Origin of the sequence: Sphingomonas vulcanisoli, assembly GCF_011761305.1 — a bacterium.
GTDB classification, from domain to species: Bacteria; Pseudomonadota; Alphaproteobacteria; order Sphingomonadales; family Sphingomonadaceae; genus Sphingomonas_I; species Sphingomonas_I vulcanisoli.
This window is the reverse complement of the sequence record NZ_JAAOZC010000003.1, coordinates 209,354-222,974: the sequence shown is the minus strand read 5'-3', so window position 1 is coordinate 222,974 and position 13,621 is coordinate 209,354. Positions and strand designations below refer to the sequence as shown.

Genomic DNA, 13,621 nt, shown 5'->3' with positions numbered 1-13,621 from the left:
TCACCATGGTCCGGCTAGCCGCCACGCGCGTTCGGGATCATCCGAACATCTGGAGACGATGATGCGCCGCAGCCCCTTTCTCGCCCTGCTCCTCCTCCCGGCTGCGCCGGTCTTCGCACAGGACGCGCCGCCGCCACCCGCGCCGGCCGCCTCGATCGAGGCCGGACCGAGCCAGACCCGCGCCGAGGCTGAAGCACTGGCCGTGGCAACCTTCAACCGCCTCGATCTCAATCACGATGGCTTCGTCACGATGGACGAGATGATTGCGGTCGTCGCCAAGCAGAGGGGCACCACGCCCGACAAGATCACCACCGTGCCGCCGATGGTGAAGGCGATGATGGACGATGCCGACACCAATCATGACGGCAAGGTCTCGCTGGACGAAGCCAAAGCCGCGACGCTGCGCGACTTCGACGAGGCCGATACCAATCACGACGGCATCGTCACGCCCACGGAGCGGATGGCGGCGCAGGCCAAGATCATGAATGCGCTCCATCCGAAAGCGGCGGTCGGACGCTGATCGCCACCCCCGCCTGGCCGCCCGCGAGCACACCGCGGCTGTTCGTCGAGACCGAACTCACGGACGGACAGGTGCTGACGCTCGACGGCGCGCAGGCCAATTATCTCGCCAATGTGATGCGCGCCAAACCCGGCGATCCGGTGCGGCTGTTCGATGACGTCACCGGCGAATGGCTGGCCGAGGTGCGCGATGCGGGCAAACGCAGCCTGACGCTGGCGATCACCGCCAAGCTCGGCGAACGGGAGGCGGTGCCCGATCTCTGGCTGCTGTTCGCACCGATCAAGAAGGGCCGGATCGATTGGCTGATCGAAAAAGCGACCGAGCTGGGCGTGGCGCGGCTGCAGCCGGTAATCACCCAGCGCACGATCGTCGATCGCCTCAACATGGATCGCCTCCGCGCCCACGCGATCGAAGCCGCCGAACAATGCGACCGCACCGCGCTGCCGGAACTGGCGGAGCCGGTGAAGCTCGCCGCCTTACTGCGCGATTGGGATAAAGCCCGCCCAATCCTATTCGCCGACGAACAAGGCGGCGCGCCGCTCCCCCAAGCCGCCAAGCCCGGCCCCGCCGCGATATTGATCGGCCCCGAAGGCGGCTTCACTGAAGAGGAACGCGCCTTGATTCGTGCCCACCCGGCCGCCCAACCCATCACCCTCGGCCCCCGCATCCTCCGCGCCGATACGGCGGCCGCGGCAGCTATCAGCCTGTGGATGGGGGCCGTGGGGGATTGGCGGTAGCGGTCAGAAACCGCGGAGGAGAAAGTCGATCGCACCCATGATTCTGTATTCGTCAGCGACAAGCGAGCCGACCACCTCGCCAAGCTCCGCTATCGTCAATGTCGTCGCGAGCTGTGGAACAAGGACCAAATTCCTGTTCCGAAACGACAACATAGGGTTGAGGCGCCCCAAGGCGTACCCCGAACTCTCTGCCAGCAATGGGATCGTAAAGCGCGTGGGCAGAGCCGACAAAAGATCTGCCTGACAATCTACAACCAGCGCGCCGCGCTCCGGCCATCGATACACATCCAACCAAGCCACTTAGAAGGTAGGGCGTCGCAGATATTTGTGCCCTTCGGTTTCAAACCAAATATTGTACGCGGCAATCGCCCCGGCATTCTCCGCCTGCCAAGCGGCCGAGCGCGCATCGCGATGGGGATCATTTTTCACCTGGCGATATGGCCGCGGCAAGGCGCCCTGGCCCTCGTCAGGAAGCGGGTCGGCATCATCGGGATTAGCGGGTCGCGCATCCATCATAGCAAAATAAGCTTGCGTCTAAGTCTATGCAAGCCGCTGGCGTCGCACCTTTCCGCCCGCTAATGGCGCGCTCATGACGACGCGCTCCGCTGATACCGGCCCTGATCCCCTGATCGAGGGCCGCGAAGACCTGATCGGTGTGTTCGCCAAGGGTGAGAAGCCCAAGGAGCGGTGGCGGATCGGCACCGAGCACGAGAAATTCGTGTATATGAAATCCGATCATCACGCGCCGTCCTATGAGGAAAAGGGGGGCATCCATGCGCTGATGATCGGCCTCACGAAGTTCGGCTGGGAGCCGGTCTACGAAGGCGAGAATATCATCGCGCTTTCGGGCGCCGACGGGGCGATCAGCCTTGAGCCTGCGGGCCAGTTCGAGCTCTCCGGCGCGCCGCTCGAAAATCTCCACCAGACCTGCGACGAGACCAACCGCCACCTCGCCCAGGTCAAGGAAATCGGCGACAAGCTCGGCATCGGTTTCCTGGGGCTCGGCTTCTGGCCGGACAAGACGCGCGAAGAGCTGCCGATCATGCCCAAGGGTCGCTACGAAATCATGCTGCGCCACATGCCGCGCGTCGGATCGCTCGGCCTCGACATGATGCTGCGCACCTGCACCATCCAGACCAACCTCGATTATTCGAGCGAGGCGGACATGGTGAAGAAATTCCGCGTCAGCCTGGCGTTGCAGCCGCTCGCCACCGCGCTGTTCGCCAACTCACCGTTCAAGGAAGGCAAGCCCAATGGCTTCCTCTCCTACCGCAGCCATATCTGGACGGACACCGATCCGCACCGCACCGGCATGCTGCCCTTCGTCTATGAAGACGGCTTCGGTTATGAGCGCTACGCCGATTACATGCTCAACGTGCCGATGTATTTCGTCTATCGGAACGGAGGCTATATCGATGCCTCGGGCCTCGATTTCCGCGATTTCCTGGCAGGCAAGCTTTCGGTGCTGCCGGGCGAGAAGCCACGCATTGCCGATTGGGTCGATCACCTGTCCACGGCTTTCCCGGAAGTACGGCTAAAAAGCTTTCTCGAGATGCGCGGTGCCGACGGCGGCCCGTGGAACACGATCTGCGCGCTGCCCGCCTTCTGGGTGGGCCTGCTGTATGATGATCAGGCGCTGGATGCCGCATGGGACGAGGTCAAGCATTGGACGATCGAGGATCACCAGCGCATCCGGGACCAAGTGCCGAGGCTCGGCCTGCAGACGCAGGGCCCGCGCGGGCGGACCTTTCAGGAACTCGGCAAACAGATCCTCGATGTCGCCCACGCCGGGCTCTCGGCGCGCAATCGGCTCAACGCGGCGGGTGATAACGAGACGGGCTTCCTCGCGCCGCTTCACGAAATCGTGGCGAGCGGCAAGGTGCCCGCGCAGCGCCTGCTCGATGCCTATGAAGGCGATTGGGGCGGCGACCTCAGCCGCATCTATGAGGCAATGAGCTACTAAGCCATCGCTCTGGCAAGATCGGGCCACCCGCCTTATCTTGCGGGCATGTCCTCCTGGTTCCCCCGCCCCGCTGCGCCCAAGACGCTGCTCGCCGATCTGCGCGGCGTCTTCACTGGCACGCGACGCCATCTGCTGGTCTTCGGCGCGATGGCGATCGGGATGACTTCGGCGATCATCACGCTGTTCGTGATCGACAGCCACGACAATATCGGCCCCGGCCCGCAGACGATCTATGTTTCGGACTGGAGCGCCAATCGGACGGACGCTGAGATCATCGCCCAGCAGAAGATCGATATGGTCGCGATCCACAAAGCCAAGGAAGAGCGGCGCAAGAGCTTCCAGCGGGTGGACGATGCGATGAAGGCGTGGGGTTTCTGAGCGACACCGGCTGGATGGCTTCCGCGCTGGCGATTGGCGAGCGCGGGCGCGGGCGATCGACCCCCAATCCCAATGTGGGCTGCGTGATCGTCCGCGAGGGCTGCGTCGTCGGGCGCGGCTGGACACAGCCGGGCGGGCGCCCCCATGCCGAGGCGATGGCGCTGGAGCAGGCCGGCGCGGAGGTGCGCGGTTCTACCCTCTACGCCACGCTGGAGCCCTGCGCGCACGATAGTGCGCGCGGCCCCGCCTGCGCCGATCTGATCGCCGCGGCCAAGCCTGCGCGGGTGGTCATCGCGCTTAGCGATCCCGATGTGAGGACGCGCGGACGGGGCATCGAGAGGCTCCGTGCGGCGGGGATCGAGGTGCTGGAAGGAGTCTGCGCTGCGGAGGCAGGGCGGAGCATGGCCGGCTGGCTTTCGCGGATCGAGCGCGGGCGGCCCTATGTCACGCTCAAGCTCGCCACCTCGCTCGATGGCAGGATCGCGCTGCCCGACGGCAGCAGCCGCTGGATCACCGGTGATGCGGCGCGGGCGCATGCCCATCTGGAGCGGGCGCGATGCGATGGGATTTTGGTCGGGCGGGGAACATGGGAAACGGATGTGCCAAAGCTCGACGTTCGCCTCCCGGGACTGGAAGATCGCTCGTCACGCCGCATTCTTCTTTCTTCCCGTCACCCCGGACTTGTTCCGGGGTCCACCCATCCCGAAGCTCTGGAGCGTGAGGTGCGGTGGACCCCGGAACAAGCCCGGGGTGACGTTTGGGAAGTGATTAGTGGCGTGGAGGCCATTGCCGCCCTTCCCGACTGCAACGATCTCCTCATCGAAGGCGGCGCCCAAACAGCCGCCTCTTTCCTCGCCGCCGATCTCGTCGATCGCCTTCTCCTCTACCGCGCGCCCATCCTGATCGGGGACGGCAAGGCCGCGATCGGAGACATCGGGCTCACCGATCTCGCCGCCGCGCATGGGCGCTGGACCTTGATCGACACCCGCATGCTTGGCAGCGACCGGCTGGAAGTCTACGAGCGCGCCCGGAGCTAAATCCCACATGTTCACGGGCATCATCACCGACGTCGGCGTCATCGAAAGCGTGGAGCAGCGCGGCGATGCGCGCGTCCGCATCGGCACGGCTTATGATACCGCCACCGTCGATCTCGGCGCCTCGATCGCCTGCTCGGGCGTCTGCCTGACCGTGGTCGACAAAGGGGCAGGCTGGTTCGCGGTCGACGTCTCGGGCGAAAGCCTGTCGCGTACCGCCGCGCAGATGTGGCAGCCGGGCCGCGCACTCAATCTTGAACGCGCGCTCAAGGTGGGCGACGAACTGGGCGGCCATATCGTCACGGGCCATGTCGATGGCGTGGCGACGGTGCTCGGCATCTGTCCCGAGGGCGATTCGCGGCGCATCGGCTTCGCCGCCCCCGCCGCGCTGGCGCCCTATCTGGCCGCCAAGGGATCGATCACGATCGATGGCGTGTCGCTTACCGTCAACGATGTCACCGATCAGCCCGATGGCGGCGTCCACTTCGCGATCAACATCATCCCGCATACCGCCTCCGTCACCACGCTCGGCCAACTCGCCGTGGGGCAGGCGGTCAATCTCGAAATCGATGTCCTGGCACGCTATCTGGGACGCATGGAGCAGTTACGTCATGTCCTCCCGGCCTGAACTGGCGCGCCTACGCCACGCCTTCCTCTCGACACCCGAGGAGGTGATCGACGAGGCGCGCAACGGCCGCATGTTCATCTTGGTCGACGATGAGGATCGGGAGAATGAGGGCGATCTCATCATCCCCGCGCAGATGGCGACTCCGCAGGCGATCAACTTCATGGCGACGCACGGCAAGGGCCTGATCTGCCTCGCGCTTTCGAAGGAGCGGGTCGATCAGCTCGGGCTCGATCTGATGAGCCGCGCCAACGGCACGCGGCACGAAACCGCCTTCACCGTCTCGATCGAGGCGCGGCATGGCGTCACCACGGGCATCTCCGCCGCCGATCGCGCGCGCACCATCTCCGTCGCGATCGACGGCACCAAGGGCCGCGACGAGATCGTCACCCCCGGTCACGTCTTCCCCCTCGTCGCCAAGAACGGCGGCGTGCTCGTTCGCGCCGGGCATACCGAGGCGGCGGTAGATGTCTCACGCCTCGCAGGGCTCAACGCATCGGGCGTGATCTGTGAGATCATGAAGGAGGACGGGACGATGGCCCGCCTCGATGATCTCGTCAGTTTCGCGCAGCTCCACAACCTCAAGATCGGCACGATCCGCGATCTGATCGCCTATCGCCGCCGCCACGATCACAATGTCGAAAAGACCGCCGAAACCAGCTTCAGGAGCGTGTGGGGCGGCGACTGGAAGGTCATCAGCTTCCGCAACAAGGCGGCGGGCACCGATTCGGTGGCACTCGTCAAAGGGCGGATAGATCCGGACAAGCCGACCCTGGTCCGGATGCATGCGATCAATGTCTTCGGCGATGTCTTCGGCGATTCCGGCCCGCGCAACGGCCTGCTTGCCCGATCGATGCAGACGATCGCCGCGGAGGGCGCGGGCGTCGTCGTGCTGCTCGAACGAGTCGGCACGCTCACGGATGCGGTGCTGCGCATGGCCGGCGCAGGCAATGCCGACATGCACGAACTGCGCGATTATGGCGTCGGCGCGCAGATCCTTGCCGAGCTGGGCATTCACGATATGATCCTGCTCACCAATTCGCACCATACTCTGGTGGCGCTCGACGGCTACGGCCTCAACATCGTCGCCGAGCGGGCGATCGAAGGCGAGGCGGACTGATGGCCAAATTCCTCATCGTCGAAGCCCGCTTCTACGACCATCTCAACGACCTGCTGCTACAGGGTGCCCGCTCCGCGATCGAGGCGGCGGGGCACAGCCACGAAACCATCACCGTACCGGGCGCACTCGAAATCCCCGGCGCGGTGGCGCTGGCAGCCGAAAGCGGACGCTATGATGCTTATGTCGCGATCGGCGTGGTGATCCGCGGCGAAACCTATCATTTCGAAATTGTCGCCGGCGAAAGCGCGCGCGGCCTGATGGCGCTGAGCCTCGATGGTCTCGCGATCGGCAACGGCATCTTGACCGTGGAGAACGAAGCCCAGGCCCTCACCCGCGCCCGGCCGACCGAGAAGGACAAGGGCGGCGAAGCCGCCAAGGCAGCGATCGCGATGCTGGAGCTCAAGGGGCGGTTTGGCTGACAGTAAGCCCCTCCCCTAAAGGGAGGGGCTAGAAAGCGGTGTCGCTGGATTCTCCGGCAATCGGCGGTTATCCTCCCTACCGGAGACCCCGATGATCGACCGCCTGTTCCTCTCGCATCCCCGCTCGGTCAACGAGACCTATTTCGAGCATTTCCGATTCGCCAGCCGGATCGGCATGCGGCTGATCGGCGGCGGGCTGGCGTGCATCGTCCATGCCGTCTTCCCAAAGCTGCACGAACGCACCGGTAGCCGCACGATCTTCGGCCTCAACGCGGAACTCAAGGGTCGCACACCGACCGAGGCCGAGCTCAACGGGGCAGCGCTGACCTGGGATATTTGAGCCGACTCACTCGCGGTGTGCCAACCTATCCACCGTCGCAACGAACCGCGCCACCGGCACGGGCTTGGCGACATAAGCCTCCGCTCCCGCGGCGCGGATCTTGTCCTCATCCTCCTTGGTGGCATAGGCCGTTACCGCCATGATCGGCGTGGCGCTTAGCATCGCATCGGCCTTGATCTGCTCGATCAGCTCCAGACCGCTGACGTGGGGAAGCTGGATATCCATGATGATGACATCGGGACCGAAGGCGCGGGCGCGATCCAGCACTTCTCTGCCATCGCGCACCGCTTCCGTCTGATAATCGTGGGCGCGGAGAAGATCGCAGAACAGCTTCGAGTTGAGCTCATTGTCCTCGACGACCAATACCTTCTTCACGACACCATCAACCTCCACTAGGCAGCGCGAATGGCCGGCCCGTTTATCGCATCAAACGCACGGCAGGGCCAAAGTGCCGATGCCTTCACGATTGCCCTGGGCGCGCTCGGCTGGGCGGTCTCCGAACCTGCGCGCGCCGATCGGCTGCTGGCACTGACCGGGCTCACCCCCGATGATCTGCGCGCCCGCGCCACCGATCCCGCCTTGCTGGCTGCCGTCATCGGCTATCTCGAAGGATATGAACCTGATCTGATCGCCTGCGCCGACGCGCTGGGCGTGGCGCCCGCCGATCTCGTCGCTGCGGGCCGGGGACTGGCATGATCGGGCGCCCGCTGCTGATCACCGATTGCGATGAGGTGCTGCTCCATATGGTGCGCCATTTCGGCGACTGGCTGGCGGAGGCGCACGCGATCGATTTCAAGCCGGTCGGCAGCCAGTTCGCAGAGGCGCTGCGCCACCAGCACAATGGCGAGGTGCTGAAGCCCGAGCGCGTCTGGCCGCTGCTCGATGGTTTCTTCAAGACCGAGATGGCGCGCCAGACGCTCGTGCCGCACGCAGCGCAGGCGATCTCGCGCATCGCCGAGGTCGCCGATGTCGTGATCCTCACCAATCTCGGCGAGCATAATCTCGAAGGCCGATCGGGCCAGCTCGCCGCGCTCGGCATCGATCATCGCGTCGTGTGCAATGGACATGGGCCCAAGGGTGCGGCGGTGCGCGCGCTGCTCGACGAATATCGCCCGAACATCGCCTGCTTCGTCGATGATCTCGGCTGGCACCACGCATCGGTGGCCGAGGCGGCGCCCGAGGTGTTCCGCCTCCACATGGTCTCCGAACCCTCGATCGCGGTCGACGTGCCCCCTGCTCCCGCCGCCCACGCCCGGATCGATGACTGGGCCGAGGCGCAGAATTGGCTGCTCGCACGGTTCGCAGGGCAACCGCTCACGGCTTGACGCCATCACGCACGGATACAAGGTAGCACTATGAGCATTGACGATCGCCTCGCCGAACTCGGCCACACCCTCCCCGAAGCCGCCGCCCCGGTCGCGGCCTATGTCCCCGCCGTCGAGGCGGGTGGCCTGCTGCACGTCTCGGGCCAGCTTCCCTTCCTCGATGGCCAGCTGATGGCTGGCCGCTGCGGCGAGGATCGTGATGAGGCCTATGGCGCGCAGGCCGCCGAAAAGTGCGGGCTGATGCTGCTCGCGCAGATCAAGAAGGCGCTGGGCTCGCTCGATCGGGTCGAACGGATCGTCAAGCTCGGCGTCTTCGTGAACTCGGCGGCGACCTTCACCGCGCAGCCCAAGGTGGCCAATGGCGCATCGGAGCTGATGGTCGCGGTGTTCGGCGATGCCGGCAAGCATGCCAGAAGCGCGGTCGGCGTACCGGTGCTGCCCTTGGGCGCGGTGGTCGAGGTCGATGCGGTGGTGGCGATCAAGGCGTAAGAGTAACCGCCCGTGCGCTCCGCTTCGCTCGCTTTGCTCCCCTCCCTGAAAGGGAGGGGCTGGGGGTGGGTCGATCAGAAGCGGACGGCATCAAGAGTGAGCCACCCACCTCTAACCCCTCCCTTACAGGGAGGGGGACGCGCTTATGACTGACCTTGTCGCCCGCCTCGGCCAGGGCGTCAGCTCCTTCACCGCCGCCGATTGGGATGCCTGCGCGGGCACGGACAATCCCTTCGTTTCCCACGCCTTTCTCGCCGCGCTGGAAGAATCGGGCAGCGCCACCGCCCGCACCGGCTGGCAACCCATCCCGATCGCGATCGATGGCGCGGACGGCCACCCCGCAGCACTCCTCCCCGCTTATTCCAAGAGCCATAGCCGGGGCGAATATGTCTTCGATCATGGCTGGGCGGACGCCTGGACGCGCGCGGGCGGGGAGTATTATCCCAAGCTGCAGATCTGCGTCCCCTTCTCCCCCGTCCCCGGCCCGCGCCTGCTGCTGAAGGACGAATCGCTCGCCGCGCCGCTGATCGCCGCCGCCGAGGCGGTGGTGGAGCAGCACGGCCTCTCGTCCGCGCACGCCACCTTCGTCGCGCCTGAGCAAATCCCGCTGTTCGAGGCGGCGGGCTGGCTGATCCGCACCGACAAGCAATTCCACTGGCCCAATCGTGGCTATGGAAACTTCGACGACTTCCTCGGCGCGCTCGCCAGCCGCAAGCGCAAGGCGATCCGCAAGGAACGTGCCGCCGCGCGCGAAGGGCTGACCTTCCTCCACCTCACCGGCGCCGAAATCACCGAGGCGCATTGGGATGCGTTCTGGATCTTCTATCAGGATACCGGGCAGCGAAAGTGGGGCACGCCCTATCTGCGCCGATCCTTCTTCACGCTGCTGGGCGAGCGGCTGGGCGATAAGGTGGTGCTGATGCTGGCAATCCGCGATGGCCGCGCAATCGCCGGCGCGCTCAATCTGGTCGGCAGCGATACGCTCTACGGCCGCTATTGGGGCTGCACCGAGGAAGTGCCCTTCCTCCATTTCGAGCTCTGCTATTATCAGGCGATCGATTACGCCATCGCCCACGGCCTCGGCCGCGTCGAGGCCGGCGCGCAGGGCGAACACAAACTCGCGCGCGGCTATGAACCGACCCCGACCTGGTCCGCCCACTTCATCCCCAACCCCAGCTTCCGCCGCGCCGTCGCCGACTATTTGGAAGCGGAGAGAGCCGCGATCGCGCGCGAGATCGATGCGCTGGAGGATTATGGGCCGTATCGGAAGGGGGAGTGAGCGGCTGATGACGAAACCTAAATCGACACGCCGATCGGCCCAAATTCTTTTGCTTATTGGCTCAGCTATGATCGTCGCCACGATCGCAGAACTTGTGGCTCACTTTTTCTTCGGCTTCGAGATTAAAAACAAAGCCACGGGATTGCCTGCAAGTAACTCCAGCATAATCACCGACAGCATTTACTTTGGCGGCATTGGAGCAATTTTTGGTCTTGCAGGAATCAGCCTCTTGCGGCCGCCGAAGTCTCGCAATGATAGCTAAGCCAGCGCCCTTCTCAAACCTGGTGTTAAATACGGCTCAAGCCGCCGCGCGAACCACCTGCAACGTAGCCCGCGCCAGCTTCTGCGCCTCGACGACTTCGCCGCCGGACATCTCGGTCGCGATTTCGGCGCGCCATTCCTGCGCGGGTTTGTAGCCGCAGATCGCCGCGACGTTCAGCCAGCGGTGCGCCTGCACCAGATCCAGCGGCATCCCCGCCGATCCGCTCGAATAAGCCATGCCCAATTCGAACGCGGCTTCGGCGCCGCCCTTCACCACGCTGGCCGTCTGATCCTTGTCGCTCAAAAGTCTGCTCATGCCCCAAGTTCCTTCTCGCGTGCGCACATCCTTGCCCGGAATGCCTACGAACCCGTTAACGACGATTTTTTTCGGTCCTTGAGTCGTTGCGCCGAAATTTTTGGCTGGCATAAGTCCCGCCGATGAACCGGATCGCATACTGACATGGCAGCGCATCGCCCCGCACATCGGATCGTCTTCGCCAATGAAAAGGGCGGATCGGGCAAATCGACCAGCGCCGTCCACGTCGCGGTGGCGCTGGCGACGGCGGGCAAGCGCGTCGCCGCGCTCGATCTCGATACCCGCCAACGGACCTTCGGCCGTTACCTCGACAATCGCGCCGCCATGCAGAAGACGGTGGAAGCCGCGCTGCCGATGGTGGCGCACGAGACTTATGATCCCGCCAAGAGCGGACCGATCGAGGAGAAGCTCGCCGCGCTGGCCGAGGGCGTGGATTATCTCGTCGTCGATACGCCGGGCCGCGACGATGATTATGTCCGCGCCGCCGTCTCCACGGCGGACACGCTCGTCACCCCGATCAACGACAGTTTCGTCGATCTGGATCTGATCGGGCAGGTCCATCCCGAGACCTTCAAGGTGACGCGGCCGAGCTTCTATGCCGAGCTGGTGTGGGATGCCCGCAAGGCGCGCGGCAAGCGCGATGGCGCGACGGTCGACTGGATCGTGCTGCGCAACCGCCTCCAGCATCTCGAAGCGCGCAACATGCGCCGCGTGGCTGCGGCGCTGGTCGAGCTTTCCAAGCGCGTCGGCTTCCGTATCATCCCCGGCCTTTCCGAGCGCGTGATCTATCGCGAGCTCTTCCCCAAGGGCCTGACATTGCTGGACCTCGGCGCGATCGGTCAGGATGCCGGCCTCGGCCACATCGCCGCGCGGCAGGAACTGCGCGAGCTGATCGCGGGCCTCCAGCTCCCCGGCGATGCGGAAGCGGCAAAAGCCGCATGATCGGCCTCGTCCTCATCGCTGCCGCCGCGATCGGCTATTGGGCGTGGAAGACGCGCGACGAGCAGGCGATGCGCTTCGGCGATGTCGCCGCCGTGGTCGCGGCGATCGTCGGCCTGGCGCTGTTCCGCAAATCCGAAACCTTGCCCGCGCTGCTCGCGATCGGCGGCGCGGGCTGGTGGCTATGGTTTAGGCGCGGCGGTGGCCGCACGATCGCCATGAGCCCCGCGGAAGCGCGCCGCCTGCTCGACGTGCCCTCCGATGCCTCGCCCGAAATGATCCGCGCCGCGCATCGAAGATTGATCGCGCGCGTTCACCCGGACGCGGGGGGATCGGCCGACCTCAGCGCGCGGGTCAACGCTGCGCGCGATACGTTGCTCGCCAACCGCATCTGATCAAACCCGAGCCGGCGTCCTGCCGGCCGCAAGGAGACCCGCATGACGCATCGTTTCGATCCGACCTCGCTTCGTGAATATGATATCCGCGGGGTGGTCGGGAAGACGTTGGGCGTGGACGATGCCTATGCGATCGGCCGCGGCTTCGGCACGCATGTGCTGCGCGCGGGCGGCACGCGCGTGGCGCTGGGCTGGGATGGGCGCGTCTCCTCCGAATCCTTGCGCGATTCGCTCTTGAAGGGCCTGCTGGAGACCGGCGTCGATGTTGTCCGAACCGGCCTTGGCCCCACCCCGCAGCTCTATTTCGCCGAGGCGACGTTGGAGGTGGACGGCGGCATCCAGATCACCGGCAGCCACAATCCGGCCGATTACAACGGCTTCAAGATGGTCCTCCAGCACAAGCCCTTCTTCGGCGACGATATCCAGTCGATCGGGCGGATGGCCGAGGAGGGCAATTGGGAAGAGGGCGAAGGCAGCGTCACCGATTATGATATCGAGGATATCTACGTCGATCGGCTGATGGCGGGTTATGCCGGCGGCACCTTCCGCATCGGCTGGGACAATGGCAATGGCGCGGGCGGCCGCATCCTGGAGAAGCTCGTCAAGAAGCTGCCCGGCGAGCATCACGTCCTCTACGCCGAGATCGACGGCACCTTCCCCCACCACCATCCCGATCCCACCGAGGAAAAGAACCTCGAGGATCTCAAGAAGCTCGTCGCCGAAAAGAACCTCGATTTCGGTATCGCCTTCGATGGCGACGCCGATCGTATCGGTGCGATCGACGGACAGGGCCGGGTGGTGTGGGGCGATCAGATCCTCTCGATCCTCGCCGAGCCGGTGCTCAAGGCCGTCCCCGGCGGCACGATCATCGCCGACGTCAAGGCCAGCCAGGCGCTGTTCGATCGCGTCAAGGAACTGGGTGGCGAACCTTTGATGTGGAAGACCGGCCACTCGCTCATCAAGACCAAGATGGCCGAAACCCATTCGCCGCTGGCGGGGGAAATGTCGGGCCATATCTTCTTCAAGCATGAATGGTATGGTTTCGATGATGCCATCTATTCGGCGGTGCGCTTCATCTCCTCGATCCACATGCTCGGCGGATCGCTGACAAATCTCAAAAGCGCGATGCCCGCTTTGGTCAACACGCCCGAGATGCGTTTCCAGGTTGACGAGAGCCGCAAGTTCGCGGTGGTCGAAGAAGTGCTGGAGCGGCTGTCCAAGACCGACGCCGAGGTCAACGCCACCGATGGCGCGCGCGTCAACACCCCTGACGGCTGGTGGCTGCTCCGCGCATCGAACACGCAGGACGTGCTGGTCGCCCGCGCCGAAGCCAAGGACCAGGCCGGCCTCGATCGCCTGCTCGGCCAGATCGACGAGCAGCTCGCGCTTTCCGGTCTGGAGCGTGGACCGCAAGCGGGCCATTGATCCGCAGAACTACGTATTACCCGCAAGCGGGGATTAACCCGCGATGGAGGGATTTG

Annotated in this window: 20 protein-coding genes; 17 read left to right on the top strand and 3 right to left on the bottom strand. The window is 64.9% G+C overall.

From position 1 onward, the window contains the following. Window positions 1-58: 58 nt before the first annotated feature. Together FHS31_RS07755 and FHS31_RS07750 are read left to right on the top strand one after the other, a co-directional pair. Entirely contained in the window at window positions 59-520 is a 462-nt protein-coding gene (locus FHS31_RS07755) for an EF-hand domain-containing protein (protein ID WP_167072792.1), read from the top strand. Continuing rightward, window positions 517-1,257, top strand: a complete 741-nt coding sequence (locus FHS31_RS07750; protein ID WP_167072994.1) for a 16S rRNA (uracil(1498)-N(3))-methyltransferase — start codon at window positions 517-519, stop codon at window positions 1,255-1,257. The genes FHS31_RS07755 and FHS31_RS07750 overlap by 4 nt, the downstream gene beginning before the upstream one ends. Before the next feature lie 3 nt (window positions 1,258-1,260). On the opposite strand, the gene FHS31_RS16790 is transcribed toward FHS31_RS07750, so the two are convergent. Beyond that, a complete protein-coding gene (locus FHS31_RS16790; RefSeq protein WP_425057210.1) occupies window positions 1,261-1,542 on the bottom strand; it encodes a CcdB family protein in 282 nt (93 codons plus the stop codon). Window positions 1,543-1,846: 304 nt separating this feature from the next. Between FHS31_RS16790 and FHS31_RS07740 the strand changes: the two genes are divergently transcribed. From FHS31_RS07740 to FHS31_RS07710, 7 genes are all read left to right on the top strand, one after another. Then, on the top strand, window positions 1,847-3,220 hold the full coding sequence (locus tag FHS31_RS07740) for a glutamate--cysteine ligase (RefSeq protein WP_167072791.1): 1,374 nt from the start codon (window positions 1,847-1,849) through the stop codon (window positions 3,218-3,220). A 45-nt stretch (window positions 3,221-3,265) separates the two neighbouring features. After that, window positions 3,266-3,598 (top strand): hypothetical protein, encoded by a 333-nt coding sequence (locus FHS31_RS07735; RefSeq protein ID WP_167072790.1) that lies wholly within the window; start codon window positions 3,266-3,268, stop codon window positions 3,596-3,598. 14 nt (window positions 3,599-3,612) lie between these two features. After that, the gene (ribD, locus tag FHS31_RS07730; RefSeq protein WP_167072992.1) at window positions 3,613-4,635 is read left to right on the top strand and encodes a bifunctional diaminohydroxyphosphoribosylaminopyrimidine deaminase/5-amino-6-(5-phosphoribosylamino)uracil reductase RibD; all 1,023 of its coding nucleotides are present in this window, start codon (window positions 3,613-3,615) and stop codon (window positions 4,633-4,635) included. Window positions 4,636-4,642: 7 nt separating this feature from the next. Next, on the top strand, window positions 4,643-5,260 hold the full coding sequence (locus FHS31_RS07725; RefSeq protein ID WP_167072789.1) for a riboflavin synthase: 618 nt from the start codon (window positions 4,643-4,645) through the stop codon (window positions 5,258-5,260). Then, window positions 5,244-6,377 carry a 3,4-dihydroxy-2-butanone-4-phosphate synthase gene (gene ribB / locus FHS31_RS07720; RefSeq protein WP_167072788.1) on the top strand — a complete coding sequence of 378 codons (1,134 nt, stop codon included), beginning with the start codon at window positions 5,244-5,246 and terminating at the stop codon, window positions 6,375-6,377. Before FHS31_RS07725 ends, ribB begins: the two co-directional genes overlap by 17 nt. Next, on the top strand, window positions 6,377-6,796 hold the full coding sequence (ribH, locus tag FHS31_RS07715; protein ID WP_167072787.1) for a 6,7-dimethyl-8-ribityllumazine synthase: 420 nt from the start codon (window positions 6,377-6,379) through the stop codon (window positions 6,794-6,796). Before ribB ends, ribH begins: the two co-directional genes overlap by 1 nt. Before the next feature lie 91 nt (window positions 6,797-6,887). Continuing rightward, window positions 6,888-7,136 (top strand): DUF6356 family protein, encoded by a 249-nt coding sequence (locus tag FHS31_RS07710; protein ID WP_167072786.1) that lies wholly within the window; start codon window positions 6,888-6,890, stop codon window positions 7,134-7,136. 6 nt (window positions 7,137-7,142) lie between these two features. On the opposite strand, the gene FHS31_RS07705 is transcribed toward FHS31_RS07710, so the two are convergent. After that, window positions 7,143-7,511, bottom strand: a complete 369-nt coding sequence (locus FHS31_RS07705) for a response regulator (RefSeq protein ID WP_341786314.1) — start codon at window positions 7,509-7,511, stop codon at window positions 7,143-7,145. A gap of 30 nt (window positions 7,512-7,541) precedes the next feature. On the opposite strand from FHS31_RS07705, the gene FHS31_RS07700 reads away from it, so the two are divergent. The 5 genes from FHS31_RS07700 to FHS31_RS07680 all read left to right on the top strand — a co-directional run bounded on the left by FHS31_RS07700 (window position 7,542) and on the right by FHS31_RS07680 (window position 10,491). Then, window positions 7,542-7,832, top strand: a complete 291-nt coding sequence (locus FHS31_RS07700; protein WP_167072784.1) for a DUF3572 family protein — start codon at window positions 7,542-7,544, stop codon at window positions 7,830-7,832. Next, window positions 7,829-8,461: an HAD family hydrolase gene (locus tag FHS31_RS07695; RefSeq protein WP_167072783.1), complete on the top strand. Its 633-nt coding sequence runs from the start codon at window positions 7,829-7,831 to the stop codon at window positions 8,459-8,461. Before FHS31_RS07700 ends, FHS31_RS07695 begins: the two co-directional genes overlap by 4 nt. A 30-nt stretch (window positions 8,462-8,491) precedes the next feature. Next, window positions 8,492-8,950 (top strand): RidA family protein, encoded by a 459-nt coding sequence (locus tag FHS31_RS07690; RefSeq protein ID WP_167072782.1) that lies wholly within the window; start codon window positions 8,492-8,494, stop codon window positions 8,948-8,950. A gap of 145 nt (window positions 8,951-9,095) precedes the next feature. Continuing rightward, on the top strand, window positions 9,096-10,229 hold the full coding sequence (locus FHS31_RS07685; RefSeq protein WP_167072781.1) for a GNAT family N-acetyltransferase: 1,134 nt from the start codon (window positions 9,096-9,098) through the stop codon (window positions 10,227-10,229). 7 nt (window positions 10,230-10,236) lie between these two features. Continuing rightward, on the top strand, window positions 10,237-10,491 hold the full coding sequence (locus FHS31_RS07680; RefSeq protein WP_167072780.1) for a hypothetical protein: 255 nt from the start codon (window positions 10,237-10,239) through the stop codon (window positions 10,489-10,491). Window positions 10,492-10,527: 36 nt separating this feature from the next. Here FHS31_RS07680 and FHS31_RS07675 read toward each other — a convergent pair whose 3' ends face one another. Beyond that, complete coding sequence (locus FHS31_RS07675; RefSeq protein ID WP_167072779.1) at window positions 10,528-10,806, bottom strand: hypothetical protein; 279 nt, start codon at window positions 10,804-10,806, stop codon at window positions 10,528-10,530. A 144-nt stretch (window positions 10,807-10,950) separates the two neighbouring features. Between FHS31_RS07675 and FHS31_RS07670 the strand changes: the two genes are divergently transcribed. From FHS31_RS07670 to pgmG, 3 genes are read left to right on the top strand one after another with little or no spacing between them, the layout of a single operon-like run. Further along, entirely contained in the window at window positions 10,951-11,748 is a 798-nt protein-coding gene (locus tag FHS31_RS07670) for a division plane positioning ATPase MipZ (protein WP_167072778.1), read from the top strand. Continuing rightward, entirely contained in the window at window positions 11,745-12,140 is a 396-nt protein-coding gene (locus tag FHS31_RS07665; RefSeq protein WP_167072777.1) for a J domain-containing protein, read from the top strand. The genes FHS31_RS07670 and FHS31_RS07665 overlap by 4 nt, the downstream gene beginning before the upstream one ends. Window positions 12,141-12,182: 42 nt before the next feature. Then, window positions 12,183-13,565, top strand: a complete 1,383-nt coding sequence (pgmG, locus tag FHS31_RS07660) for a phosphoglucomutase/phosphomannomutase PgmG (RefSeq protein WP_167072776.1) — start codon at window positions 12,183-12,185, stop codon at window positions 13,563-13,565. The last annotated feature ends 56 nt before the right edge of the window (window positions 13,566-13,621 follow it).

What these genes read in the sequence shown, in the direction of transcription:
- FHS31_RS07700 (WP_167072784.1), top strand. Translation starts at nt 7,542, where the DNA reads ATGGCCGGCCCGTTTATCGCATCAAACGCACGGCAGGGCCAAAGTGCC.
- ribB (WP_167072788.1), top strand. Translation starts at nt 5,244, where the DNA reads ATGTCCTCCCGGCCTGAACTGGCGCGCCTACGCCACGCCTTCCTCTCG.
- FHS31_RS07710 (WP_167072786.1), top strand. Translation starts at nt 6,888, where the DNA reads ATGATCGACCGCCTGTTCCTCTCGCATCCCCGCTCGGTCAACGAGACC.
- FHS31_RS07665 (WP_167072777.1), top strand. Translation starts at nt 11,745, where the DNA reads ATGATCGGCCTCGTCCTCATCGCTGCCGCCGCGATCGGCTATTGGGCG.
- FHS31_RS07725 (WP_167072789.1), top strand. Translation starts at nt 4,643, where the DNA reads ATGTTCACGGGCATCATCACCGACGTCGGCGTCATCGAAAGCGTGGAG.
- FHS31_RS07735 (WP_167072790.1), top strand. Translation starts at nt 3,266, where the DNA reads ATGTCCTCCTGGTTCCCCCGCCCCGCTGCGCCCAAGACGCTGCTCGCC.
- FHS31_RS07685 (WP_167072781.1), top strand. Translation starts at nt 9,096, where the DNA reads ATGACTGACCTTGTCGCCCGCCTCGGCCAGGGCGTCAGCTCCTTCACC.
- pgmG (WP_167072776.1), top strand. Translation starts at nt 12,183, where the DNA reads ATGACGCATCGTTTCGATCCGACCTCGCTTCGTGAATATGATATCCGC.
- FHS31_RS07670 (WP_167072778.1), top strand. Translation starts at nt 10,951, where the DNA reads ATGGCAGCGCATCGCCCCGCACATCGGATCGTCTTCGCCAATGAAAAG.
- FHS31_RS07675 (WP_167072779.1), bottom strand. Translation starts at nt 10,806, where the DNA reads ATGAGCAGACTTTTGAGCGACAAGGATCAGACGGCCAGCGTGGTGAAG.
- FHS31_RS07680 (WP_167072780.1), top strand. Translation starts at nt 10,237, where the DNA reads ATGACGAAACCTAAATCGACACGCCGATCGGCCCAAATTCTTTTGCTT.
- FHS31_RS07755 (WP_167072792.1), top strand. Translation starts at nt 59, where the DNA reads ATGATGCGCCGCAGCCCCTTTCTCGCCCTGCTCCTCCTCCCGGCTGCG.
- FHS31_RS07690 (WP_167072782.1), top strand. Translation starts at nt 8,492, where the DNA reads ATGAGCATTGACGATCGCCTCGCCGAACTCGGCCACACCCTCCCCGAA.
- ribH (WP_167072787.1), top strand. Translation starts at nt 6,377, where the DNA reads ATGGCCAAATTCCTCATCGTCGAAGCCCGCTTCTACGACCATCTCAAC.
- FHS31_RS07695 (WP_167072783.1), top strand. Translation starts at nt 7,829, where the DNA reads ATGATCGGGCGCCCGCTGCTGATCACCGATTGCGATGAGGTGCTGCTC.
- ribD (WP_167072992.1), top strand. Translation starts at nt 3,613, where the DNA reads ATGGCTTCCGCGCTGGCGATTGGCGAGCGCGGGCGCGGGCGATCGACC.
- FHS31_RS07740 (WP_167072791.1), top strand. Translation starts at nt 1,847, where the DNA reads ATGACGACGCGCTCCGCTGATACCGGCCCTGATCCCCTGATCGAGGGC.